The 23,377-nt window shown below is 72.4% G+C and carries 18 protein-coding genes and 1 pseudogene; 4 read left to right on the top strand and 15 right to left on the bottom strand.

Going from position 1 to position 23,377, the window contains the following annotated elements:
* Window positions 1-82: 82 nt before the first annotated feature.
* Both FJ251_00095 and FJ251_00090 read right to left on the bottom strand, forming a co-directional pair.
* Window positions 83-994, bottom strand: coding sequence for a Ppx/GppA family phosphatase (locus FJ251_00095; protein ID MBM4116142.1), 912 nt, complete (start codon window positions 992-994; stop codon window positions 83-85).
* Window positions 994-2,820, bottom strand: coding sequence for a Na/Pi cotransporter family protein (locus FJ251_00090; protein MBM4116141.1), 1,827 nt, complete (start codon window positions 2,818-2,820; stop codon window positions 994-996). Before FJ251_00090 ends, FJ251_00095 begins: the two co-directional genes overlap by 1 nt.
* A 154-nt stretch (window positions 2,821-2,974) precedes the next feature.
* Here FJ251_00090 and FJ251_00085 point away from each other — a divergent pair, with 154 nt between their 5' ends.
* Window positions 2,975-5,473, top strand: coding sequence for a T9SS type A sorting domain-containing protein (locus tag FJ251_00085; GenBank protein ID MBM4116140.1), 2,499 nt, complete (start codon window positions 2,975-2,977; stop codon window positions 5,471-5,473).
* Between the two features lie 89 nt (window positions 5,474-5,562).
* On the opposite strand, the gene FJ251_00080 is transcribed toward FJ251_00085, so the two are convergent.
* The 6 genes and pseudogenes from FJ251_00080 to FJ251_00055 all read right to left on the bottom strand — a co-directional run bounded on the left by FJ251_00080 (window position 5,563) and on the right by FJ251_00055 (window position 12,832).
* On the bottom strand, window positions 5,563-7,035 hold the full coding sequence (locus tag FJ251_00080; protein ID MBM4116139.1) for a T9SS type A sorting domain-containing protein: 1,473 nt from the start codon (window positions 7,033-7,035) through the stop codon (window positions 5,563-5,565).
* Window positions 7,036-7,236: 201 nt separating this feature from the next.
* Window positions 7,237-8,631 (bottom strand): MBL fold metallo-hydrolase, encoded by a 1,395-nt coding sequence (locus tag FJ251_00075; protein MBM4116138.1) that lies wholly within the window; start codon window positions 8,629-8,631, stop codon window positions 7,237-7,239.
* Between the two features lie 168 nt (window positions 8,632-8,799).
* Window positions 8,800-9,099, bottom strand: a complete 300-nt coding sequence (locus FJ251_00070; protein ID MBM4116137.1) for a hypothetical protein — start codon at window positions 9,097-9,099, stop codon at window positions 8,800-8,802.
* A gap of 76 nt (window positions 9,100-9,175) precedes the next feature.
* A pseudogene (locus tag FJ251_00065) lies at window positions 9,176-9,406 on the bottom strand (fasciclin domain-containing protein).
* Between the two features lie 187 nt (window positions 9,407-9,593).
* On the bottom strand, window positions 9,594-10,553 hold the full coding sequence (locus FJ251_00060) for a MerR family transcriptional regulator (GenBank protein MBM4116136.1): 960 nt from the start codon (window positions 10,551-10,553) through the stop codon (window positions 9,594-9,596).
* Between the two features lie 113 nt (window positions 10,554-10,666).
* Window positions 10,667-12,832: a TonB-dependent receptor gene (locus FJ251_00055; GenBank protein MBM4116135.1), complete on the bottom strand. Its 2,166-nt coding sequence runs from the start codon at window positions 12,830-12,832 to the stop codon at window positions 10,667-10,669.
* Between FJ251_00055 and FJ251_00050 the strand changes: the two genes are divergently transcribed.
* Together FJ251_00050 and FJ251_00045 are read left to right on the top strand one after the other, a co-directional pair.
* Window positions 12,601-14,937: a hypothetical protein gene (locus tag FJ251_00050; GenBank protein ID MBM4116134.1), complete on the top strand. Its 2,337-nt coding sequence runs from the start codon at window positions 12,601-12,603 to the stop codon at window positions 14,935-14,937. The genes FJ251_00055 and FJ251_00050 overlap by 232 nt on opposite strands.
* Window positions 14,934-16,319 (top strand): hypothetical protein, encoded by a 1,386-nt coding sequence (locus tag FJ251_00045; GenBank protein ID MBM4116133.1) that lies wholly within the window; start codon window positions 14,934-14,936, stop codon window positions 16,317-16,319. Before FJ251_00050 ends, FJ251_00045 begins: the two co-directional genes overlap by 4 nt.
* Window positions 16,320-16,358: 39 nt before the next feature.
* Here FJ251_00045 and FJ251_00040 read toward each other — a convergent pair whose 3' ends face one another.
* The 5 genes from FJ251_00040 to FJ251_00020 all read right to left on the bottom strand — a co-directional run bounded on the left by FJ251_00040 (window position 16,359) and on the right by FJ251_00020 (window position 20,532).
* The gene (locus FJ251_00040; protein MBM4116132.1) at window positions 16,359-17,810 is read right to left on the bottom strand and encodes an ABC transporter permease; all 1,452 of its coding nucleotides are present in this window, start codon (window positions 17,808-17,810) and stop codon (window positions 16,359-16,361) included.
* Window positions 17,807-18,514 carry an ABC transporter ATP-binding protein gene (locus FJ251_00035; protein MBM4116131.1) on the bottom strand — a complete coding sequence of 236 codons (708 nt, stop codon included), beginning with the start codon at window positions 18,512-18,514 and terminating at the stop codon, window positions 17,807-17,809. Before FJ251_00035 ends, FJ251_00040 begins: the two co-directional genes overlap by 4 nt.
* The gene (locus FJ251_00030) at window positions 18,511-18,702 is read right to left on the bottom strand and encodes a hypothetical protein (protein ID MBM4116130.1); all 192 of its coding nucleotides are present in this window, start codon (window positions 18,700-18,702) and stop codon (window positions 18,511-18,513) included. Before FJ251_00030 ends, FJ251_00035 begins: the two co-directional genes overlap by 4 nt.
* A 7-nt stretch (window positions 18,703-18,709) precedes the next feature.
* Window positions 18,710-19,588, bottom strand: a complete 879-nt coding sequence (locus tag FJ251_00025) for an SPFH domain-containing protein (protein ID MBM4116129.1) — start codon at window positions 19,586-19,588, stop codon at window positions 18,710-18,712.
* Between the two features lie 137 nt (window positions 19,589-19,725).
* Entirely contained in the window at window positions 19,726-20,532 is an 807-nt protein-coding gene (locus tag FJ251_00020; protein ID MBM4116128.1) for a glutaminyl-peptide cyclotransferase, read from the bottom strand.
* Window positions 20,533-20,835: 303 nt separating this feature from the next.
* Here FJ251_00020 and FJ251_00015 point away from each other — a divergent pair, with 303 nt between their 5' ends.
* Entirely contained in the window at window positions 20,836-21,396 is a 561-nt protein-coding gene (locus tag FJ251_00015; protein MBM4116127.1) for a hypothetical protein, read from the top strand.
* 72 nt (window positions 21,397-21,468) lie between these two features.
* Here FJ251_00015 and FJ251_00010 read toward each other — a convergent pair whose 3' ends face one another.
* Complete coding sequence (locus FJ251_00010; protein ID MBM4116126.1) at window positions 21,469-22,632, bottom strand: ABC transporter permease; 1,164 nt, start codon at window positions 22,630-22,632, stop codon at window positions 21,469-21,471.
* A 15-nt stretch (window positions 22,633-22,647) separates the two neighbouring features.
* A partial coding sequence (locus FJ251_00005) for an FtsX-like permease family protein (GenBank protein ID MBM4116125.1) occupies window positions 22,648-23,377 on the bottom strand: 730 nt, incomplete at its 5' end.

Raw genomic sequence — 23,377 nt, 5'->3', positions numbered from 1 at the left:
CGCTCCGCGGGCGGCCGGCGTCGAGCCGGGTTGGAATCGGTCAATTATAGACCATTGCCGCGCCGCGGAGAAGACGGCGAGGCTAGGCGCTCCGCCCCCAGCGGGCCAGCCAGAGCCCGTGGCGCAGGGCGCGGCTGCTCAGGCGCAGGCGCTCGGCCCCGCGCCGGCGCATGACGGCCAGCGCGATGGCCGCCCCCGCCAGGATCACCGGCGCCCGCTCGGGCATCAAGCCGGGCAGAGCCGCCCGCTCGGCAATGCGCAGCCGCTGGTAGAGCGCGAGTTGCCGCTCCACCTCGGCGCGCGAGAGCTCCAGGCCCTCGACGCGGCGCGGGTCCCAGTCCGGCGCGCCGAGCGCCACGGTGCCGAGGCTGCTGAAGGTGCCGCCGATGCCGATGAGGGCGCCCGCCCCCGGGGCCAGTGGCGCGAGGGCGGCGGCGAAAGCCGTCGCCATCGCGGCCAGGACCGCGGGCGGCGCCGGATCGCTGCGCTGGAACTCCTCGGTGGCGCGCAGGCAGCCCAGCGGCAGGCTGAAGCGCTCGCCCATCGCATCGCCCTCGCCCTTGCCCTTGCCGAAGATGAACTCCGTGCTGCCGCCCCCAATGTCGACGACGAGGCAGGGCCCCGCCGGCGCCCCGGCCCCCGAGCGCGCGGCGAGGAAGGCCAGGCGCGCCTCCTCCTCGCCCGGGATGACGGCGATCGCGATGCCGCAGCGCGCGCGGGCACGCGCGCAGAACTCGTCGGCGTTGGCCGCCGCGCGCAGGGCGGCCGTGCCGACGGCCGCGAAGTCGCCGGCCCCGCGGGCGCGCGCCTCAGCGACGAGCGCGGCGAGGGCGTCCAGGGTGCGGGCCATCGCCGGCTCGGCGAGGCGGCCCGTGCGACCCAGCCCCTCGCCGAGACCCGTGACCGCCACGCGATCGAGCAGCGGCGTCGCCAGGTCGTCGGCGAGGACGAGCTTGACCGAGTTGCTGCCGACGTCGATCGCCGCGCGCGGCATCAGGCGCGCTCCGGGGGCGGCAGCGGGGCGCTCGCCGCGGGACCCTCGCCGGCGCGGTAGCGGGCGAGCATGGCGCGGGCGATGTCCGTCGAGTGGCTGTTCAGCTTGCGCAGGGCGTCCATGACGGCGATGTGGATCTCGCTGCTCGCGACCGCATCCACGACCTCGCCCCGCACGCGCTCGAAGTGCGCCCGGCGGTAGCTCTCCTCGAGGGCGACGTACTTCGCCTGCTTGCGCGTCATGCGCTCGGCCTGGCTCAGGCTGCCCTCGCGGAAGGCCTCGATGGCGCGGGAGATCTGCTTGACCACGCGCAGGTGGTAGTCGCGCACCTGCTCGGCGCCGGCGGGCGAGAAGGCGAGGCCGGCTTCGAGCTTGTGCCGCGCGAGCGGCCGCAGCTCGCGGTAGATGACGTCCGAGCTGAGCTCGAAGAGCTTGCTGACATGGAGCATCAGGTAGACTTCCTCGGTCTGCTCGGGGCTCAGATTGCGGCGGCCGATCTCGAGCAGGTAGGCCGTGATCTGCTCGTCGAGGGCGTCGACGCGGTGCTCCTCCTCGTCGAGCGTGTCGAGCACCTCCGGGCGCTCGCCGCACAGGGGATCGATGATCTCCTCCGTCATCCGCTTGACGAGCTGGCCCAGGCCGAGGATCTCCACCTTGGCCAGGCTGAGCGCCAGCACGGGCGTGCCGAGCACGCTCGGCTCGAGGTGGCGGGCGCGCAGGCGCTCGGGCAGCAGCTCCGGCTTGTCGGGCAGGAGGCGCAGGAGCGCGCGGGCACAGAGGCCCGTGAAGGGCAGGAAGACGAGCGCGAGCCCGACGTTGAACACGCTGTGCGCGTTGGCGATCTGCCGCGGCAGGACGCCCGCCAGCTCGGCGCCCGTCGCGCCGGGGGCGGCACTCGGCGAGATGCCGCGCACGAGATCGGCGAAGGCCGGGATCCAGGCGATGACGAGCAGCACGCCCAGCACCTTGAAGAGGGTGTGCGCCAGGGCGACCCGCTTGGCCGCCCGCCCCGCGCGCAGGCTCGCGGTGACGGCCGTCACGCAGGTGCCGATGTTGGCGCCGAAGATGAGCGGGATGCCCGCCTCCAGGCTGATCAGCCCCTGCTGCGCGAGCACGATGAGCAGGCCGAGGAAGGCGGCGCTGCTGTGGATGAGGGCCGTCAGCAGGGTGCCGACGAGGATGCCCGCCACCGGGTGCTCGAGCCCGCGCAGCACGATGGGAAAGGCGGGGTGTTCGCGCAGCGGCGCCATCGCCTGGGCCATCACGTGCATGCCGTAGAAGAGCAGGCCCGCGCCGAGCATCACCTCGCCGGCGTGGCGCAGGCCGGGGCGCTTGGCCAGCGCGCGCAGGCCGAAGCCGAGGGCGATGAGCAACAGCGCGTAGTGCGTGAGCCGGAAGGCGATGAGCTGCGCCGTGACCGTGGTGCCGATGTCGGCGCCGAGGATCACCCCCAGCGACTGCGCGAAGCTGATCAGGCCGGCCTGGACGAAGCTGACGAGCAACACCGTCGTCGCGCTCGAACTCTGGACGAGCACGGTGACGAAGGCGCCCGCGGCCAGGCCGAGGACGCGGTTGCGCGTGAGGGTGCCCAGCACGGCGCGCAGGCGGCGGCCCGCCGAGCGCTGCAGCGAGCCGCTGAGCATGTCCATGCCGAACAGGAAGAGGCCGAGGCCGCCGGCGAGGCCGAAGAGCAGGGTCCAGCCCCAGCCGGGCTCGCCGTAGCTCCCCGCCGCGGGGAGCAGGCTCGGCAGGCCCCAGGCCGGCGCCGCCGCGGCAGCGGCGAGGGCGACCAGCGCCAGGAGCAGCGGGGCGCGCAAGGAAAGCACCGGGCCACCTCGGGCAGGTTGGCAACGCGCCTAGGCTTAGCCCAATGGATTCGGCTTGGCAAGACAATGCGCCGGGCCTAGGCTCGCCCCGCAAGCCCAGGTCGCCTTCTGCTATACTGGTCGGGTCTGCCGACCACCGACGAAGGAGCCCGCCGTGCCGCGCCGCCTCCCGACCGCGTTGCCGCGCTTCGCCCTCGCCCTGAGCGCCGCCCTTGCGCTCGCCTTCGCCTGGCAGCTGCGCCTGTGGCCGAGCGGCTCGCGCGCGCTGCCGATGCCCACCGAGCACCGCCTCGACGAGGACGCCGAGCGCCTGAACCGCAAGGGCCGCCGCGCCTGGATGGAGCAGATGCACCGCGCCGCGCCCGGCACGGACTGGCGGACGATCGAAGCCTCCAACGGCCGCGCTCGCGAGGCCCGGCACGCGGCCGCCGGCCGACGGGTGGCGACCTGGACAGAAATCGGCAGCCGCAACCAGGCGGGCCGCATGCACTGCGCGGCCATCTCGGTGGCCGGCGACAGCCTCTACGCCGGCTCGGACCTGGGCGGCCTCTGGAAGGGCGACCTCTGGGGCAACGGCTGGCGCCCCCTCTCGGACAATCTCTACGGCGGCGTGCGCGGCGGCGTCGCCGTTGCCGGGACGAACCCCGAGGTGATCACCGTGCTCTCCACGAGCGCGGTCGTCCGCTACAGCGTGGATCAGGGCGCGACCTGGCAGCTCCCCGCCGGTCTGCCGGCCGTGCCCCAGCTCGCCACGCGCGTGATGCGCGATCCGGGCAACGCGAATCGCGTCTACCTGCTGCTCGCTTCGCAGGGCCAGGGCACAGAGCTCTACCGCTCGGAGAATGCCGGCCGCAGCTACACGCTGATCAACCACACGAACAACAGCGTCGCCGACTTCTGGCTCGACCGCCTCGACGGCAGCGACCTCTACCTGATGGTCAGCCGCACGCTCTACCGGAGCACGAACCAGGGCGCCACCTGGACGCCCCTGGGCAACTTGCCCAGCTACCCGGGCAAGGTGATCCTCGCGGGTTCGGAGGCCGGCGCGCCGACCTTCTACGCGGCGGCGCGGATTGCCAACAACTGGGAGCTCTGGCGCAGCACCGACGGCGGTCTCAACTGGGCCTACCGCGCCGAGCTGGACGACTGGTGGGAGACGCTCAACTGCTCGATCACTAACCCCGACATCGTCGTCTACGCCGGTGTCGAGGCCTGGCGGAGCACGAACGGCGGCGGCAGCTTCACGAAGGTCAACGGCTGGGGCGAGTACTACGGCAACCCCTTGCACAAGCTCCATGCCGACAACCCGGGCCTGGAGGTGTTCAACATCCCCGGCCTCGGCGAGCGCTGGTTCCCCTGCACGGACGGCGGCATCTACCGCAGCGACGACCGCATGGCCTCGGTGACCAACCTCTCGCTCCACGGGCTCGGCGTCAGTCAGTACTACGACGTCCTCACCAGCGTGAACGATCCCTACCGCATCGCGGCCGGCAGCCAGGATCAGGGCTACCAGTGGGCGGACGGCCTGCGCGACCCCATCGCCGACTTCGCCCAGCTCATCAGCGGCGACTACGGCCACCTCACCTCCGGCAACGGGACGCACAGCATCGTCTTCTCGGTCTACCCGGGCTTCACGCTGGTGCAGCAGGGCGAGACCGCGCCCGGGCTCCACTACCTCGACTTCCCCGCCGGCTCGAGCCACCTGTGGCTGCCGCCCATCGTCGCCGATCCCGAGGACCTGCAGGCCTACTACTTCTGCGGGCAGTACCTCTACCGCGGCCGCTGGCTCGGAGGCAACAACGTCAGCTATACCAATCACGCGCAGAACTTCACGGCGTACGGCGGCAGCTATCTCAGCGCCTTCGCGATCTCGCCGCTGGATCTGGACCGCCGGCTCGCCGTCACGGACACCGGCGAGATCTGGTACAGCCACGACCGCGGCGCCAGCTGGCAGCACTCCGACGATCAGGGGCCATCCTCGCACTACTTCCACGGCACGGGGATCGCCTTCTCGCCGCTCTCGACCCAGCGCGCCTGGCTGGGCGGCAGCGGCTACAGCGGCCCCGCCGTCTACCGCAGCGACGACGGCGGCCTGAACTGGACGCCCGCGGGCGAGGGCCTGCCGGCCACGCTGGTCTACATGCTCGCCGCCGAGAGCCCGGCCAGCGAGACGCTCTACGCGGCCACGGAGGCCGGCCCCTACCTGCTGCCGGCCGGCGGCGCGAGCTGGCAGTACATCGGCGCCGGCGCGCCGCTGACGCTCTTCTGGAGCGTGGAGGCCGTGCCGGCCATCGGCGTCATGCGCTTCGGCACCTACGGGCGGGGCATCTGGGACTTCGCGACGGACGGCCTGACGGCGGTGGCCGAGGCTCCCGCAGCCGGCTTCGGGCTGGCGAACTACCCGAACCCCTTCAACCCGCAGACGACGCTCAGCTTCACGCTGCCCGCGGCGGGCGAGGCGCGGCTCGTCATCGTCGATGCGGCGGGGCGCGCGCTGCGGCATCTCCAGGCGGGACGCCTGCCGGCCGGTCCGCAGCGCCTCGTCTGGGACGGCCGCAGCGACAGCGGTCGCGAGCTGCCGAGCGGGGTCTACTTCGCCCGCTTGATCAGCGAGGGCAAAGTGGAGAGCCGGCGCCTGACGCTATTGCGCTGAATCGGAGCCGCCGCCGCACGAGTCGTCGGGTCGTGCCGCCCCTGCGAGGGCGGTCGATCTGAGCCGGTGGCTCGCTGAGCCAGGCCTCCTCACTTGGCGAGGACGAGCTTCTGGAGCTGCGCCCCCGCGGGGCTGCTCAGCCGCAGCAGATAGATGCCCGAGGGCAGCTCATTGCCCCGGTTGTCCCGACCCTGCCAATCGAAGGTCTGCTCTCCAGGGCCATGCAGGCCCTCCGTCAGGGTCGCAACCAACCGGCCGAGAACATCCAGCAGGTCTACCTTGAGCCAGGTCTCCTCCTCGAGGGTGAATGCGACACGGGTCTGCGCATTGAAAGGATTCGGGCTGCTCGGGTGCAGGGTGACCCCGCGAGGGACACCGGCTTCCGCGACGGCGGTCACGGGCGTCTCGATCCAGGCTGCAATCCCCCTGCTGTCGATGTACCCATCCGCCAGGGAGAAGACACCGGCCGCATACAGCTTCTCCGAGACACCATCGTCGACTCTCTCGAGGTCGATGACTAGAGCGGAGTTGCTCAAGCCCGCGCCGCAAGTAGACCAGCTTGCGCCGTCCCAGCGCATGATGCCGTCGGTCCACCAGGGGGCGCCGAGGCGGAAACTGCCGCCGACAAAGAGCGCGCCATTGTAGATGGCGAAGCTGCTCACGCCACTCCCGAGAATGAGCGCCGACCAGACCTCCTCGCCGACGGGCTGCCACTCGACACCGTCCCAGCGCGCCATCTTCTCGACGGGCTTGCCGCCGATGGTCCAGAAGCTGCCGCCGATGTAGAGCTCCCCCTGAAAGACTACAATGGCCTTCACGAACCCGTCGATCTCGTCATTGCCCGAGGCCGAGAAGGAACTCCAGGTGCTGCCGTCCCAGCGGGCGAGGTAATCGAGGTCGTAGTTGCCCTGCATGCCGTGGAAGTCGCCCCCCGCAACGAGCTGGCCGTTCCAGACGGCCAGGTCGATGACGCCGCTGGAGCCGCCGTACCCCGCGATGGGGTACCAGCCGGAGGGGCCCAGGCCGGCGACGTTCCCCGTGTACAGCCACTCGCCGTCCCAATCGACATGGTCGAAGCCACCGCCCACGATGAGATCGCCGTTGTACTCGGTCATGCAGGTCACGGTGCCGTTGATATTGCCGGCGGCCAGCCAGTGATCGGGGGGATACCACTTGGCGAGATTCTGGGCCTGGACCCCGCCCGCGTGGGTGAAGGAGCCCCCGACGAAGAGCTGGCCGTCGTGCGCCAAGAAAGCCTGGACAGTCCCAGGATCGTTATTGAACGCATCCCAGACTCCCGATCCGAGCGGTGACCACGCCGTGCCGTTCCAGGCGGCGATGCCGTTCGCCACCTGTCCTCCGGCGCGGTCGAAGCCGCCACCCACGAAAAGGCGATCGTCGTACCAAGCCACAGCCCGGCCCCATCCGTAACTGCCGTTGTACCACAGCCCATTGCCGACGAACTCCGTCGACCAGCTTCCCTCGGCCTGGCTTCGCCCGGTCAGAACTGCGGCCGACAGGAGAGCGCACAGCGTTACCCTCAAGGGTTCTCTCCAACGCATCACCGCCTCCTTATCGCAGGAGGGTGAACTTCCGCGAGGCTACCGTCCCATCAGTATAGCGCACCCGGGCGAAGTAGACACCTGCCGCGGCAGCCCCGCCCGCATCCGTGCAGCCGTCCCAGAGCCTGCTTGTTGGTCCGCCGGGATTCGGGCGCTCTCCTCGAGCCGGGTACTTCGGGCGGCGCGCGCAGTGGAAGTGCCTTACTCGAGCCGGAAGCGATCGCCGAGGGCGGGCACCTCCACCGCGGCCGCGCCCTTCTCGCGCAGGGCCGCGGCCAGGGCCTCCGACTGGCGCTCCTCGCCGTGGACCAGGAAGATGCGCCCCGGCCGCTCCCGCATGTTCTCGTAGAAGCGCAGCAGGTCGAGCCGGTCCGCGTGGGCGCTGTAGGCATGCAGGGCGACGACCTCGGCGGCCACCTTGTACTCCTCGCCGAGGATGCGCACGCGCTTGGCGCCCTCCTCGAGCCGCCGCCCCAGCGTGTTTCCCGCCTGGAAGCCGACGATGAGCACCGTGTTGCGCGGGTCCTCGACGCTGTTGGCGAGGTGGTGCAGCACGCGGCCGGCTTCGCACATGCCCGAGGCGGAGATGATCACGCAGGGCCCGCGGTGGCTGTTCAGGCGCTTGGACTCCTCGACGCTCTCCACGTAGCGCATGCGCTCGAAGCCGAAGGGATCGCCGCCCGCCGACAGGATCGCCCAGGTCTCGGCGTCGAAGCACTCCTCGTGGGCGGCGAAAACCTGGCTCGCCTTCGCCGTGAGCGGGCTGTCGATGTAGACCGGCAGGTCGGGGATCTCCCCCGCCGTGATCAGGCGGTGCAGCTCGTAGATGAGCTCCTGGCTGCGGCCCACGCTGAAGGCGGGGATGATCACCTTGCCGCCCCGCGCGGCGGTGCGACCGACGATCGCGCCGAGCTGCTCCTCGGCGCCGCGGATGTCGGCGTGGAAGCGGTCGCCGTAGGTGCTCTCCAGGATCAGCACGTCGGCGGCCTCGGGCTGCTCGGGATCCTTGAGGATGGGCAGGAAGCGCCGGCCCAGGTCGCCCGAGAAGGTGAGGCGCAGGCGCTGGCCGCCCCCGCGTTCGATCACCGTCTCGACGAAGGCGCTGCCCAGGATGTGCCCCGCGTCGCGGAAGGTCGCGGTCACCCCCGGCCGCACGCTGAAGGACTTCCGGTAGGGATGCGGCTCGATCAGACCCAGCGTGCGCTCGACGTCGGCCAGGTCGTAGAGCGGCTCGACGGGCGCCTCGCCGCGCCGGCGCCGGCGGTTCAGCCACTCGGCGTCGCGCGCCTGGATGTGGGCGCTGTCCCTGAGCATCACGGCCAGCAGGTCGGCCGTGGCCCGCGTGCAGTGGATCTTGCCCCTGAAGCCGCGGGCGACGAGGCTGGGCAGGTTGCCGCCGTGGTCCATGTGAGCGTGGCTGAGCAGGACGGCCTTCACCGCGCTCGCCTTGAAGGGCAGCTCGCGGTTGGCCCGGTCGGCCTCGGCGCGCTTGCCCTGCACGAGGCCGCAGTCGAAGAGGATGCTCTCGGCCCCCAGGCCGAGCAGGTGGCGGCTGCCGGTGACGTCCCGCGCCGCGCCCCAGAAGCTGATGTCGATCTCGCCGTTCATGCGGCTCGCCTCCGCGGTGGAAAGCGGGCAGCCTAGCACAGAGCAGTGGCAGTGCCCAGGCGGGAAACGCCGGCGAAATGAGGGGCGGGCAGCTCGCGGCGCCCGCCCCCTGCCCTTGCCGATTGAAGCGCCCAGTACTGGCGATCGCGTCGGCCTTCAGCCCGGCATGACGGAGGTTGCCGACCAGGTCGCAGGCGCGGTGTCGACCTGCACCAGGCGGAAGTCCTCGCCTTGGCCCGCGAGCGAGCCGAGGGCCAGCGCGAACAGGCGCTGTCCGGAAGCCGGCGCCACGCTGAAGGTGGCCACGGGATCGGGGGCGTTGGCCGCGGCGATGCCGAGCACGATCGGACCGGCCGGCAAGGCCAGGCCCGAGCTGGCAGAGGCGTCCCCGAAGGCCAGATCGGTGAGACCGGGCACCGCGGTGAAGGTGCCGCCGCTCACCGTGCCGATGTCCACGGCCGGGGCATCGGGCGAGCCGTGCAGGGCGCGCAGCAGGACGGCGCTGCTGCCCGAGAAGGCCTCCGCGAGCGGTGCCAGCGACGACGGGGTGCAGCAGGATGGCGCGCAGGGCCTCGGGATCCTTGAGCAGGGCCTCGACCGTGCCGGCGGGCCGCTTGGCGAAGGCCTCGTCCGTGGGCGCGAAGAGCGTGAAGGGGCCGCGCCCGCTCAGGGTCTCGGCGAGCCCTGCAGTCGGCTGGGCCTGCGGGGTGGCGATCAGCGCGAGGGAAGGGCCAGTCAGCCCGAAGAGGAAGTGCTTCGTCATCGTTGGCCTCCGTCGTTTGGTCCGGTCGAGAAGCTCTCCGGCGTCCGCCGGTGCTGCTTGCTGCCGCTCTGTACAGGACAAAATCTAGACGAAGAGCCTAAGGTCGTCAGGGAAAAATCTGTACGTTTGATAAGCAGTGGCAACGCCGGGCAGGCCGGCGCCCTGACCAGGGCCGTAAACTATTCTTCTAGTTTGACTTGAGACGGAGGAGGCGGCTGAATTCCGCGAGGGTCGGGACCGCCACCGCCCCGCTGGGCCCCAGGGCATCGCCGAGGCGGGAGGCGGCCGCGCCGCCGATGTAGAGCTGGACGCCGGGGCCGATCAGCTCGCGCAGGCGGCCCAGCTCCCTCTGAACGAAGGCCCGGTCGTCGATGAGGGTGAGACCCAGCGCCACGGCCTGGGCCCGGCGCTGGCGGGCGGCGGCCGCGATCTCCTCGGCCGGCAGCCCGGGGCCCAGGTAGGCCACGTCCCAGCCCTCCTCGGCCGCGGCCGCGCAGGCCAGGAGAACGCCGAGCTCGTGGCGACTGCCGGTGAGCGTGGCCGCCACCAGGCGCGGCGCCGTCTCGGAGAGGGGTGGCCGCCGCTGGAGTTCGGTCACGAAGCCCTGCACGACGGCCGTGGCGAGGTGCTCGTGCGCCACGCGCAGGCTGCCCTCGTGCCAGCGCTGCCCGATGAGCACCATCAAGGGCACGAGGAACTCCTCGCGCAGGCGCGCGGGACTGAGCGCGACGCTCGCCTCGCCGAGCACGGCCTGCAGGGCGCGGGGATCGAGGTCTTCCACGGCCGCCAGGGCGCGGGCGAGCAGCGCCGCACACTCCTCGCCCGGCGCCGGCCGCCCCGGGCCGGCCGGCCGGGCCGGCGCGAGCGCGGCGCTCTCCAGCCGGGCGGCGATGTCCTCGCGTTCGAGGCCCTGCAGCGCGGCGAGCGGCAGCGCCGCCACCTCGCCGATGCGCCGCCCCCCTTCGGTGAGCTGCTTGAGCAGGCGCAGGCGCTCGATGTCGAGGTCGGAGTAGAGGCGCCGGCCGGTCGCGCCGCGGCCCGGCCGGACGGCGCCGTAGCGCCGCTCCCAGGCCCGCAGCAGCTCCGCGCTCAGGCGCGTGCGCCGCATGACCACGGCGATTGGATGTCGGGCTTCGGCTTCGTCCATCGCTCAGCGTCCGGCCTGCCTCGCCCTGCCAGGTCCCGGGGATTCGGGAGAGGAATTGTTCAGGTAGCGTACAGTACAGATACCCGCCGGTCAAGGTCTGCCTTCTTGGAAGCTCAGACGCCCAGGCCCAGGCGCAGGCCGACCTGAAGGCTGCGCCCCGGCTCGACCAGGCCGGTCTGCGACTCGACGATGCTGTCGAGCGCATTGTCCAGGCGCAGGCGCAGCTCGAGGTCCTCGAGGCCGGCCCGGCCGAGGTAGCGCCGCCAGGCGGCGAGCAGCGCGAGGCGGCCCTGCGCCGGCAGGCGGCGCAGGCCGTCCGCCGCATCGGTGGCGTCGGCGCTCCAGCGCGGGCCGAGCAGGCCGGCTTCCGCGCCCAGGCGCCAGCCGCGAGGAGCAGACCAGCCCAGGCGCAGACCGCCGATGCAGTTCGGGCGGTCCTCGACCTGGCCCTCGTAGTCGCCATCCACGCGGCGGCGCGCCGCGAGCTGCAGCCAGTGGATGCTCACGTCGACTCCGGCGCCTGCGCGCAGGGCCAGCTCGGCCTCGGCCCCCAGGCTGCGCAGCGCGTCGAGGTTCACGCGCTGAAAGGCGCCCGTCTCGCTGTTCACGACGATGCGCTCGATGGCGCCGGCGAGCCGCGCCGCGAAGAGCGAGCAGTCCAGGCGCAGCCGCTCGCCCTCGCGGCGGTAGGCCAGCTCGGTGAGGGTCTGTGCCTCGGGCGCGAGATCCGGATTGGGGACGAACTTCCCCAGCGCGCCCGAGTAGAGCTCGCGCAGGCCGGGGAAGCGCCCGCGGCGCGAGAGCGACAGCTCGAGCGACTGTGCACCATCGAGCCGGCGGCCCAGGGACAGGAGCCAGTCGCTCATCTGATCGGCATCGCGGGCCGGCTTGTCGCCGCTCGCGGGCGTCGACGCGCGCAGCCAAGCCGTGCCGGCGCGCAGAGTCCAGGCCGGACGCGGCGAGAACTCCAGTTCCAGTGTCTCCGCGATGCGGCGCTGCGCATAGCGCTGCCAGTCCGTTTCCCCGGGGAGCAGCTCCTTGTGGCGCGCGTTGCGCAGCTCACTGGCCAGACTGAGGCGACCGCCCGCGAAACGGCGCTCGAGGAGCAGGCGCAGGTGCAGCGTGCGGTCTTCGTCGAGCTCGCGGCCGATCGCCGCCGCGGGCCCGCTGTAGCTGGCGTCTTCGTAGTCGAGGATGTCCGTGTCGGCAGCGTCGAGGGCGGCGACGAGGCCGAGCCGCCAGGCGCCCCCCGCGTCCAGCGGCTGATCGAGGCCGAAGCCGCCGAGCCAGCGCTGGCTGTCCGGGTAACGCCAGAAGCGCGCGTCCTCGCTGTGCGTTTCCGGTGGCACTCCCTTCTCGACGCGGCTGCCCCCCAGGTGCAGCGCGAGGCGGCCCTCGCGGGGCAGCGGCCTATCGAGCGTGACGAATGCGCTCGCGCGCGCGAGGTCGCTGTTCTGGCGCAGGCGGCCCTGCGCCTCGTTGTAGGCGCTGTGGTAGCCGGCGGGTCGGAGCCAGCCGTCGCGGCGAGTGCGGGCGAGGCTCGCGAGCAGGCCCCAGGCGCCGAGGCGGCGCCCGTGCAGCAGGGCCGCGCGAAGGTGGCCGGCTTCGCCGACGCCGAGGTCGAGCGCGCTCTCGCCGCCCGCCGCCGGCGCCGCCCGCGAGTGCAGCTCGAGGCTGCCGGCCAGGGCGCCGGCGCCCTGCAAGAGGCTGCGCACGCCGCGACGGACGCGCACCGCTCCCACGGCCTCGGCCGGCTGCAGGGAGAGGTCGCTGCGCTCGTCCCAGGCCAGGTTCAGGGGAATGCCGTCCTGGCTGACCAGCAGGTGGCGCTCCGAAGCGCCGCGCAGCATGAATTGCGATTCACCGCGCGAGTTGAGGCCGAGGCGCAGCGCGGGCAGCAGGGGCGCGAGGCCCGCGACATCGGGCTCGCTCCTCTCGCGCAGGGACGGCCCCCCCAGGCGCGTCTCGCCGAGCGCCGGCGCCGGGGCGAGCGGATCGGCGGTCACCACCACGGACGGCAGCGCATAGACACCGGGCAGGCTGTCGGGTGGCGTGGGGGTCTTGGCCGCGTCGGCCAGCGCGGGCACCGCGACGCTCGCGAGGAGCGGAAGCAGGCAGAGCAACAGCAAGCGCGGGACGAACAGCGACAGCGCCCGCATTCTCACTCCATGGGGATCGGGAATCCGAGACCGATTCCGCAGGGCCGCTCCAGTGTAGGGCCCGCGGCCGCCACAGGCAACGGCGAAGCCGGCATTGCGGGGGGCGCGGCGGCTGGGCATACTGCCCGGCACCCCCGCCCGACCTCGAGGAGGACCCCGTGGCCGAGCCGCCCGCAGCGCCCGCCGCGATCAGCGCCTGTCCGCGCAATTGCTACAGCACCTGCGGCCTCTCGCTGCGCATCGAGGACGGCCGCTTGCGCGCCGTCGAGCCGCTGGCCGCCAATCGCGCCACGGCCGAGGGACCCTGCCTCAAGGGCCTCGCCTACGTCGAGCGCGTGCACTCCCCCGATCGCCTGCGCCGGCCGCTGCGCCGCCAGCGCGACGGCAGCTTCGTCCCCATCGCCTGGGAGGCGGCCCTCGACGAGCTGGCCGAGCGCCTCGCTGCGCTGCGCCGCTCGCCCGGTCCGCGGAGCCTTCTCTACTACACGGCCAGCGGCACGAAGGGCTTGCTGAACGGCGCCGGCCTTGCCTTCTGGCGCCTCTTCGGCGGCGCCACGGTGACCTACGGCGACCTCTGCTGGATGTCGGGCCTGGAGGCCAGCCGCTTGACCCTCGGCGCCAACACGCACAGCGCGCCCTGGGACCTGGTCAACGCGCGGCTGATCGTTCTGTGGGGCAAGAACGCCGCCGAGACGAACGTACACCAGATGGGCTTCGTCGCCGCGGCGCGCGAGCGGGGCGCCGAATTGGTGGTCATCGACCCACGGCGCACGGAGACCGCCGACCGCGCCGACCTCTGCCTCAGGCCGCGGCCTGGCACGGACGGCGCGCTCGCCCTCGCCGTGGCGAATCGGCTCATCGAGCGCGGCGCCGTCGATCGCGAGTTCATCGACCGGCACGTGCTCGGCTTCGCGCCCTTCGCCGCGCGCGCCGCCGAGTGGCCACTCGCCCGCGCGGCGCGGACCTGCGGCCTCGGCGAGGCCGAGATCGCGGCCCTCGCCGAGCGCTTCATGGCGCGGCGGCCCGCGACCCTGATCGCGGGCTTCGGCATGCAGCGCTATGCCCACAGCGGCCAGGCGATGCGCGCGCTGATCGCCCTGCCGGCGATCACCGGCAACCTCGGCCTCGCCGGCGGCGGCTGGCAGTTCGCCAATCTCCAGGCGAACATCTTCGGGACGAAGGATCCCGAGGCCGCCTACCCGCCCCCGAGCGGTGAAGACGGGCCGCTGCGCGTGAGCGTCTCCACCGCGCGCCTGGGCGAGGACATGCTCGCGCAGCGCGAGCCGCCGCTGCGCTTCGCCTGGGTGGAGCGCGGCAATCCGCTCAGCCAGAACCCCGACACGAACCGCGTGCTGGCCGCCTTTCGCGCCCTCGACTTCCGCGTCGTCGTCGAGGAGACGCTCACGGACACCGCGCGCGAGGCCGACCTCGTGTTGCCCGCGAAGTGCTTCCTCGAACAGGCGGACGTGATCGGCGCCTACTGGCACCCCTACCTCCAGTACCGGCCCAAGCTGCTCGCGCCGCCCGGCGAGGCGCGGCCCGAGACCTGGATCTACCGCCAACTCGCCGCGCGCCTGGATCTGCCGCAGGCCGCGGTCGACGCCGAGATCCCGGACGAAGCGGACGTGGACGCCTGGCTCGCGCGCCGCCTCGCTCCCTTCCCCGGTCTCGAGCTGGCGGATCTCAAGGCGGGACCCGTGCTCTCGCCCGAGTTCGCCGAGGTGGCCTTCGCGGACCGCCGCTTCCCCACGCCCTCCGGCCGCGTCGAGCTCTACTCGGAAGAGGCGGCGCGGCGCTGGGGCGTCGATCCGCTGCCGCAGCATCTCGCCGGTCCCGAGGCGGGCGCGGACGCCGCAACCGCACGCGACTACCCGCTGCTCCTCATGACGCCCAACACGAAGAACCGCATCCACTCGCAGTTCGGGCAGCTCGCGCTGATCCGCGCCCTGGATCCGGCGCCGCGCCTGCACCTCGCTCCCGCCGACGCCGCCGCGCGCGGCATCGAGGAGGGCGACGCGGTGCGCGTCTTCAACGCCCGCGGCACGCTGACGCTCGCCGCGCACCTGGACGCGCGCCTGCTCGCCGGCAGCGTGCTCGCCCACAACGGCTGGCAGCGCGCCGAGGGCGGCGGCGTCAACCTGCTCTCGGCCGGCCGCGAGACGGACCTCGGCCACGGCGCCGCCTTCCACGAGAACCGCGTGCAGGTGGAGCGGGCTCGGCGATGAACACGCGCGCGCACCCGCCTGGCGCCCCTCAGACCGGCTTCCGCCTCGACCTCAATCGCTGCACGGGCTGCCAGGCCTGCGCCCTGGCCTGCATTCTCGAGAACGAGCTGCCGGCGCAGGGCGCCTGGCGGCGCGTGGAAGACTTCAACCCCGAAGGCCTCGCCGGCCTGCCGGCCTTCCATCTCTCGTTGGCCTGCAATCACTGCGACGAGTCGCCCTGTGCGACGGCCTGCCCGGCGAACGCCTACCGCCGCGACGCGGCGACGGGCGCCCTGCTCATCCAAGCGGAGCGCTGCATCGGCTGCCGCTACTGCAGCTGGGCCTGCCCCTTCGACGCGCCGCGCTTCGACACCAGAACGCGCACGATGGGCAAGTGCACGCTCTGCGCGCCACGCCTCGGCGAGGGTCGCGCTCCGGCCTGCGTGACGAGCTGCCCCACGGGCGCCCTCGCGGCGGGTCCGCTGGCCGAGATCGCAGGGGGCGGCGCCGTGGCGGCTCTCACCGGCTTCCCCCCCTCAGCGGCGGGTCCGCGGCTGCGTCTGATTCCCTTGCGCCCCGGCGCCCATGGCCCGCTCCCGGATCTGCCGCCGCCTCCCGGCGGCGCCTTCGCCGCGCCGCCCGGGCCACCCGAGGACGGCGGCCGCAGCCTCTCCCTGCGCGAGGAGTGGCCGCTGGTCCTCTTCACCTGGGCGGCGCCCTTCCTGGTGGCGCTCAAGCTGGACACGCTGCCGCCCTGCCGGCTCGATCGGCCGTGGCCGATCCTGATCGGGGGCCTGCTGGCCATGGCGCTCAGCGCCGCGCACCTCGGCCGCCCCCTGCGCGCCTGGCGCGCGCTGGCCGGCAGCGGGCACTCCTGGCTCAGCCGCGAGATCCTCGCCTTCGCGCTCTTCGTCGCCCTCGCCGGCGCGCTGCCGCTCGCCTTCCTGCCCGAGGCGCCCTACGCGATCGGCCTCGCGGGGGCCCTCGCGGGACTGGCCGCGCTGTACGCGATGGACCGGCTCTACGACGTCGCGCTGCCGCGGCGCGGCCTCGGCGGCCTGCATGGCGCCGAGGCCTTGCCGACGGCGCTCGTCTACACCGCGGCGCTGCGCGGCTGGGCCTGGCCGCTGGCCGCACTGCTCGCGATCAAGCTCGTCTTCTGGATCGCCCGCCGGGCCGGCGAGCCGCGGCCTTGGGCGCCCCTCGCGCTCGCCCGCGTGGGGCTGGGGATCCTCGCGCCCGCAGCGCTGCTCGCCGCAGGCCGCCCGCCGGCGGCGCCGCTCATGCTGGCACTGATCGCCGCGGGCGAGCTGCTCGAGCGCGCGGACTTCTACCGGAGCCTGCGCCTCGCCTCGCCGCGGCGCGAACTGACGCACGCGCTGGTGGCGCCGCGCCAGCGCTAGGGCAGGCCGGCTCGCCCGGATCCAGGCCGGCAGGCGCCGTCACTCGCCGCGCAGGGCCTCGACCGCATCCACGCGGGCGGCGCGGGCGGCGGGCATCAGGCCGGCAACGAGGCTGATCGCGAGGCCAAAGGCGAGCGCGCCCGCGACCAGCCAGAGCGGGGTGGCGAAGAGCTCCAGCGGTGGCAGGCCCTGGCGCTGCATGATGAGCTTGGCCGCGGCCGAGGCGCCGCGCGCCACCAGCCAGCCCAGCAGGATGCCGCCGATCGAGCCGATCAGGCCCATCAGCCCGGACTCGACGAGGAAGAGCCAGCGAATCTCGCGCTCGTCCGCGCCGAGGGCCTTGAGCACGCCGATCTCGCGGCGCCGCTCGCTGATCGCCATCAGCAGCGTGTTGACGACGCCGAGCGCCGCCGTGACGAGGGCGACGAGCGCGATGGCGAGCAGCCCAAGGTCGAAGATCACGAAGGCGCGCCGGATGTCGGCGAGCTGGTCTGCGTAGCTGAAGACTTGGTAGCCCATGGCGCGCAGGCTGTCGCGCACGACCGCGTAGGGCGCGTAGGGATCGAGGTCCAGGGTGACGGCGGGATAGCCGCGTCCCGTGTCCGGCCTGGCGGCGAAGAGCTGGCCCGACTGCAGCGCGGTGACGAGCGCGAGCGGATTGGCGGGCGGGCCGGCGGCGTTGAAGCGGAGGGCGTCGGCTGGCTGCAGGAGGATCGGCTTCACGCGCAGCCGGTTGGACTGCGTGCCCTCCAGGACGCCGCGCACGACGAGGGTGTCGCGCAGGACAGTCCCCGCCAGGTAGCCGCCAACGAAGCGGCCGGCCGCGGCGCCCAACTCGCGGCTCAGCAGGCGGCGCCGCGCGGCGGAATCGCGGAGGCTGTCTGCAGGCAGCCGGGCGGCGAGGCCGAAGAGGCCGCCCTCCCCGCTCGCCAGCGCCTGCGCGAGGCCGCTGTCCACGCTCGCCACGGTGAGGCTCACGAAGAGGCTGTCCCCGACCACGGCGGTGGCCTCGCCGAAGGGCAGGTCGAGGGCGCTCAGGAAGGCGTCCGTGACGAGGACCTCGCCCGGCACGCCCCGCAGGGCCTCGCCGGCGCGCAGCTGGGAGAAGAGGCGCGTCGCGAGCGCGGCCTCCGGCAGCGCCTGCGCTTCGATCGGCAGGGCGCCCTCGCCCCGCGCGAGCGTGAGCGTGAAGGCGTCCAGCGGATAGGCAAGCCGCACGCCGGGGAGGGCCGCGAGGCGGGCGAGGGCGGCCGCGTCCAGGGGCGGCGATTGCAGGCTGTCCCGCGGGCTGCTCGGCGTGACCTGCACCGTGTTCAGAAGGCCGAGGCGCTCGGCCTGACTCGCCCCCAAGCGGTGGTTGCCCGCCCCGAAGGAGAGCATCGCCACCATCGCCCCCACGGCGATGACGACACCGGCCATCGTCAGCCCCGCACGCAACTTCAGGCGGCGCAGGTTGCCGGCAGCCATGCCGAGCGCATCGCCGAGGGTCATGGCCTCGCCTCGCGGACGGGCTGCCAGACCTCGGCGATGCGGCCGTAGTCCAGCCGCAGCAATCGCTGGGCGAGGCGCTCGGCCAGCGCGCGGTCGTGCGTGACGAGGACGAGGGTCTGCCCCCCGGCCACCAGTTCGCCCAGCAGCCGGCCGAGCTGTTCGCTGTTCTCGCGGTCGAGATTGCCGGTCGGCTCGTCGGCGAAGAGGATCTCCGGCCGCTTGACGAGCGCGCGCGCCACGGCCACGCGCTGCTGCTCGCCGCCCGAGAGATCGCCGGGGCGGTGCTCGAGGCGATCGCCGAGGCCCAGGCGCTCGAGCATCGCCCCCGCGGCGGCGCGCCGCTCGCGGGCGGCGCGGCGGCCGAAGAGGAGGGCGAGCGCGACGTTCTCGAGCGCCGTGTACTGGGGCAGCAGGTTGAAGGCCTGGAAGATCATCCCCACGCGCTCGGACCGGTAGGCAGCCAGCTCGCGGCGCGAGAGCCCGTCCAAACGGCGGCCCTCGAGCGCAATCTCGCCGGCGCTGGGCGTGTCGAGTCCGGCGAGCAGATTGAGCAGCGTCGACTTGCCCGAGCCCGAGGCGCCGAGCACGGCGAGGAACTCGCCGCGCGCCAGCTCGAAACTGACGCCGTCCAGTGCGCGCACCGTCTGCGGGCCGCGCCGGTAGTGGCGCGCGAGATCGCGGGTCGCGAGCAGGCTGGGCGTCATCGGGCCTGCGGGCCTCGCGGGTCGCTCTCGGCCGGCGGCGCCGCGCCGCCCCGGCGCTCCGCCACCGCCCGCTGCAGGAGGAACTCGATCTGGGCGTTCACGCTGCGCAGCTCGTCGGCGGCCCAGCGCTGGAGGTCCTCCCACAGCGGCTCGGGAATGCGCAAGAGAAAGTTCTTGCGGGGGGGCACGGCGCTCCTAGTGGTAGAGCGAGCCGGCGTTGACGACCGGCGCCGCGGCGTTCTCGCTGCACAGAACCACCATCAGGTTGCTCACCATCGCGGCCTTGCGCTCCTCGTCCAGCTCGACGATGTGGCGCGCGCTCAGGCGCTCCAGGGCCATCTCCACCATGCTCACCGCGCCCTCGACGATCTGGCTGCGGGCGGCGACGACGGCCGTCGCCTGCTGCCGGCGCAGCATCGCCTCGGCGATCTCCGGCGCGTAGGCCAGGTGGCTGATGCGGGCCTCGATCACCTGGATGCCGGCCCGCGCGAAGCGCTCGCCGAGTTCGCGCTCGAGCACGTCGGCCACCGCGTCCTTGCCGCCGCGCAGGGTCAGGCCCTGGTCGTCCTCGTCGCTGAAGGTGTCGTAGGGGTAGGCGCCGGCCATGTGCCGCACGGCCGCCTCGCTCTGGACGACGACGTAGTGCTCGTAGTCGTCGACCTCGAAGCAGGCCTTGTAGGTCTCGGCAACCTGCCAGACGAGCACGACGGCGATCTCGATCGGGTTGCCCGCCGCGTCGTTCACCTTGATGCGCTCGCCGTTCAGGTTGCGCGCCCGCAGCGTGATCTTGCGCTTGGTGAAGAAGGGATTCGCCCAGTAGAAGCCGTTCCGCTTCACCGTTCCCTTGTAGGTGCCGAAGAGCACCAGCACGCGCGCGTCGTTCGGATTGACGACGAAGAAGCCGGCCATGCTCAGGAAGGCCAGGATGAGGAGCGGGAAGAAGAGCAGGAGCAGGGGCGAGCTCTCCAGGCGAATCGCGTTGACCAAGCTCCAGACCGCCCCGGCCAGCAGGGCGAACATGACGAGCAGCATCGGGTAGCCGGAAAGGGCGCCGCGGATTCGTTCGGCGGACATGGAAGCCTCCTCGCTGGGGTAAGGCGACCGCCCTTCGGCGGTCGGGACGATAACAGTGTGATATCACTTCGATATGATGTCAAGCCGGTTTTTTCCGGCGCCCCGGACTGGCAGGGAAGCGCTTGCCGTGGCGTGGCTTAGCGCGCGGAGCTGGGCGGCAGGAACTCGACGGCGTAGAGCGTCGGCCAGAGTTTTCCGGTCAGCAGGAAGCGCTCCCCGGCCGGGTCGTAGGCGATCCCGTTGAGCGCAGCGGCGGGCGGCAGGCCGGCGGGGCGCAGGGCGCTGCAGTCGATCCAGGCCTCGAGGCGGCCGGTCTCGGGATCGATGCGCGCGATGCGACTCGTCGGCAGCACGTTCGCGTAGAGCGTGCCGGCCACGACTTCCAGCTCGTTCAGCATGCCGACGCGCCGGCCGCCCTCGCGCACCTCGACGCGACCCAGCTCGGCGAAGCTCGCCGGATCGAGGAAGCGCAGGGTCGCCGTGCCATCGCTCATGATCAGCCGCTGGCGAGTCGGGTCAAAGGCGAGACCCCAGCCCTCGCCCGCGTAGCTGAACTCGGCCACCTGCTCGAGCGTGTCGCGCGCGTAGACGAGGCCGCGGTTCGAGGTCCAGGTGAGCTGCGCGAGGCGGTCGCCGTCAGGCAGGTAGGCGAGGCCCTCGCCGAAGTCCGCGTCGTCGAGGCTGACCCCGTCGAGGACGGCCCCCGTCGCGACCTCGACTCGGCGCAGGGTCGACTGCCCGTGCAGGCCCGTGCTCTCGTAGAGCTGCCCTTGGGCGATGACGAGACCCTGCGTGAATGCCGCTGGATCGTGGGGATAGCTCGCCAGCACGCGAACGGTCCAGACGGCCGCCGGCTCGCCGCCGCCCACGGTCTCCTCCGAGCAGGAGGCGGCCGGTAGGAGGAGCAGCAGGAGAAGCGCGGGCAGGCGAGTGGGGCAGCGCATCGCGATTGGACCTCGGCGGCGGGCCTCGGGAGTCGAGCGCGACAATACTCCAGAAACGGGGGAAGGTGCCAGTCCCCAGGCGGGCTCGGGGGAGCTCGGGTGCTCCGGGAGGCAGCGCCGAGTCTGCGCTTTCCTGCTTCCAAAGCAAGCAATCCAGATGCTATGCTCTTACATGCTTGGACGCCGGTCATTGGGTCGGCACTGGCAGGAACGCAAGCCAGTCAGAGCCGAAGCTGGGCGATCGGGACCAGCGATCTGTCCGTCCAGGAGGCGAACAACAACTGAGACAATCAGGAGGACTCCATGAGACTCGCTACTTTGCTAACGGTCGGCCTGCTGCTGATCGCCGCGACGGCCGTCGCGGAGAAGACCCCCTACAACTATCCCATCGTCGACCATCCGCTCGACCGCCAGGGCGGCGACACGGTCGCCTCTGCCACGCCGATCACCGTCCTGCCCTTCTCGGGGTCGGGCAGCACGATCGGCTACGGCAACGACTACGATGCGGTCTGCCCCTACAACCTGCCCGGGGCGCCTGATGTCGTCTACTCCCTCGTGCCCTGCCTGAACGGCGTGCTGGAGATCACGCTCTGCGCCGCTTCTGCGTATGACACGAAGCTCTACGTCCTGGATTCTGGCCTCAATGTGATCGCCTGCAACGACGACTTCTGCCCGGGCTACGTCTCCGAGCTGACCTACGCCAGCGGTTCGCCCGTCGCGGTGACCGCCGGTTCTCTGTACTACATCGTCGTCGACGGCTGGAGCCCCAGCGACATGGGCTACTACACGATCGACATCACTGGTATGGACTGCACGACCGCAGTCGAGGAGACCAGCTTCGGCACGGTCAAGAGCCTGTACTGATCTTCCTCTCCTAGGAAGCGATGCCGCCCCGCCTCCCGTTCGGGAGGCGGGGCTTCTCGTTTCCGCACCGGCCTAGCTGCGCAGCGCCTCGGCGATCACGCGCCGAGCGGCGCTGCGCGCCGGGAACCAGCCGCCGATCAGGCCGAGCGCGAGCGAAGCGATGAGCCCGGTGAGCAGGATCCCCGGCGTGATGCGGAAGCGGAAGGCCACCTCGCTGAAGCTCGACCAGTTGGTGGTGCCCGTCGAGACGCCGTGGATGGGCAGCGCGAGCAGACAGCCGAGCAACCCCCCCGCGAGCGAGATGAGCAGCGACTCGAAGAGGAAGCTCGTCATCACCTGCCAGGGCCGAAAGCCGATGGCGAGCAGGGTGCCGATCTCCTTTGCCCGCGCGCCGACGGCGGCGTACATCGTGTTCAGCGCGCCGAAGACGGCGCCGAAGGCCATCACGACGACGAGGAAGAAGCCGAGGCCGCGCAGGAGCCCGGCGAGCTGCTGCGACTGCGCCGCGTAGAAGTCCGACTCGCGGCGCAGGTCGACGCGCAGGCGCGGGTCGGCCTCCAGACGCGCCTTCGCGGTCGCGAAGCGGCCGGGATCGGCCAGGCGCAGCGTGAGCGAGGAGTAGCCGTCGCGGTCGAAGGCGGGCATCAGGAGTTCGGCGTCGCCCCAGATCTCGGATTCGAAGGCGCTGCCCGCGGCTTCGAAGACGCCCACCACGCGCCAGTCGCGGGCGCCGAAGCGCAGACTCTCGCCGAGCCCGGCCCCGCGGAAGCGGTCGGCGGCGCCGCGGCCGACCACCACCTCGTCCTGCCCCGCGTTGAAGTAGCGGCCGGCGACCAGGCGCAGCTCCGGCCGCAGCGCCCGCGCACCCGGCCCGACCCCGCGCACGCTGACATTGGAGGTCGTCTGCGATCCCCGGCGCGCGAGCGTGGTCAGCACGACGCACTCCGCGCTCGCGATCGGCTGGCCGTCCGCCTGGCGAGCGACGGCCTCGTCGGCGAGCATCACGCGGGCCACATCGCGCGCGATCCCCGACTCGATCTCGCTCGTGGCGCCTGTCCGCAGGGCGTGCAGGTTGTCGGCGCGGCCGGTGGCGACGAGGGTCCGCTGGAAGCCGCTGGCGAGCGCGAGCGTCAGCACGAGCACGGCGACGACGAGCGCGATGCCCCCGGCCGTCATCAGGGTGGCCGCCTTGCGCACGCGCAGGTTGCGCAGGTTGTAGGCGAGCGGGATGGCCATGCGCCTCCTTTCGCGCTAGCCCGCGTGGCGCAGGGCGTCGACGATCTTCAATCGTGCCGCGCTCAGCGCGGGCACGGCGCCGCTGACGAGGCCGAGGAAGGCGGCGATCGCCAAGGCGCGCGCGATGGTGCCGCCGGTGACGCTGAAGTTAGGGAAGAAGCCGCCCGCCGTGAAGTCCGTGAGGTCGAAGACGACCCGTGCGAGCCCGGCGCCGAGCAGGCCACCGGTCAGGCCGAGCAGCATCGACTCGGCCAGCACGAGACCGAGCACAGTGCGATCCGTGAAGCCGATCGCCTTGAGGATGGCGATCTCCCGCGTCCGCTCGCGGGCGGCCATCATCATCGTGTTCATCGCGACGAGCAGGATGGCGATCACGATCGCGGTGCCGGGGGCGTAGATCACGAGGCGGATGTTGCCGAGCATCGTGATGAAACCGAGCTGGAAGGCCTTCTCGGTCTCGGTCTTGGTCTCGGCGGCGCTGTTGGCGAAGCCGGCATCGATGGCCGTCGAGACGGCCGCCGCGCGCGTCGGGTCGTCGATCAGCACCGTGTAGACGCCGACGAGGCCGGGGTTGCCCATGCGCTCGTTCAGGTAGTCCCAGGAGAAGAGCAGCCAGTTCGTGTCGAGGTCGGGCGAAGTGCTGCGCGCGATGCCGCGCACCGTGAAATCCCATCGCCCCGGGTAGATCGTGCCGCGCAAGGTGATCTGCTGGCCAACGGTGAAGCCGAAGCGCTCGGCCAGCCCC

It is taken from the genome of bacterium (genome assembly GCA_016873475.1).
Classification (GTDB): Bacteria; Krumholzibacteriota; Krumholzibacteriia; order JACNKJ01; family JACNKJ01; genus VGXI01.
The sequence above is the reverse complement of the archived record's forward strand: the minus strand, read 5'-3'. Positions and strand labels throughout refer to the sequence as shown.

Excerpts from the sequence above, each read along its gene's own strand:
- FJ251_00040 (MBM4116132.1), bottom strand. The coding sequence starts at position 17,810 with ATGACCCTCGGCGATGCGCTCGGCATGGCTGCCGGCAACCTGCGCCGC.
- FJ251_00035 (MBM4116131.1), bottom strand. The coding sequence starts at position 18,514 with ATGACGCCCAGCCTGCTCGCGACCCGCGATCTCGCGCGCCACTACCGG.
- FJ251_00045 (MBM4116133.1), top strand. The coding sequence starts at position 14,934 with ATGAACACGCGCGCGCACCCGCCTGGCGCCCCTCAGACCGGCTTCCGC.
- FJ251_00020 (MBM4116128.1), bottom strand. The coding sequence starts at position 20,532 with ATGCGCTGCCCCACTCGCCTGCCCGCGCTTCTCCTGCTGCTCCTCCTA.
- FJ251_00055 (MBM4116135.1), bottom strand. The coding sequence starts at position 12,832 with ATGCCCAGCCGCCGCGCCCCCCGCAATGCCGGCTTCGCCGTTGCCTGT.
- FJ251_00095 (MBM4116142.1), bottom strand. The coding sequence starts at position 994 with ATGCCGCGCGCGGCGATCGACGTCGGCAGCAACTCGGTCAAGCTCGTC.
- FJ251_00010 (MBM4116126.1), bottom strand. The coding sequence starts at position 22,632 with ATGGCCATCCCGCTCGCCTACAACCTGCGCAACCTGCGCGTGCGCAAG.
- FJ251_00080 (MBM4116139.1), bottom strand. The coding sequence starts at position 7,035 with ATGCGTTGGAGAGAACCCTTGAGGGTAACGCTGTGCGCTCTCCTGTCG.
- FJ251_00015 (MBM4116127.1), top strand. The coding sequence starts at position 20,836 with ATGAGACTCGCTACTTTGCTAACGGTCGGCCTGCTGCTGATCGCCGCG.
- FJ251_00025 (MBM4116129.1), bottom strand. The coding sequence starts at position 19,588 with ATGTCCGCCGAACGAATCCGCGGCGCCCTTTCCGGCTACCCGATGCTG.
- FJ251_00060 (MBM4116136.1), bottom strand. The coding sequence starts at position 10,553 with ATGGACGAAGCCGAAGCCCGACATCCAATCGCCGTGGTCATGCGGCGC.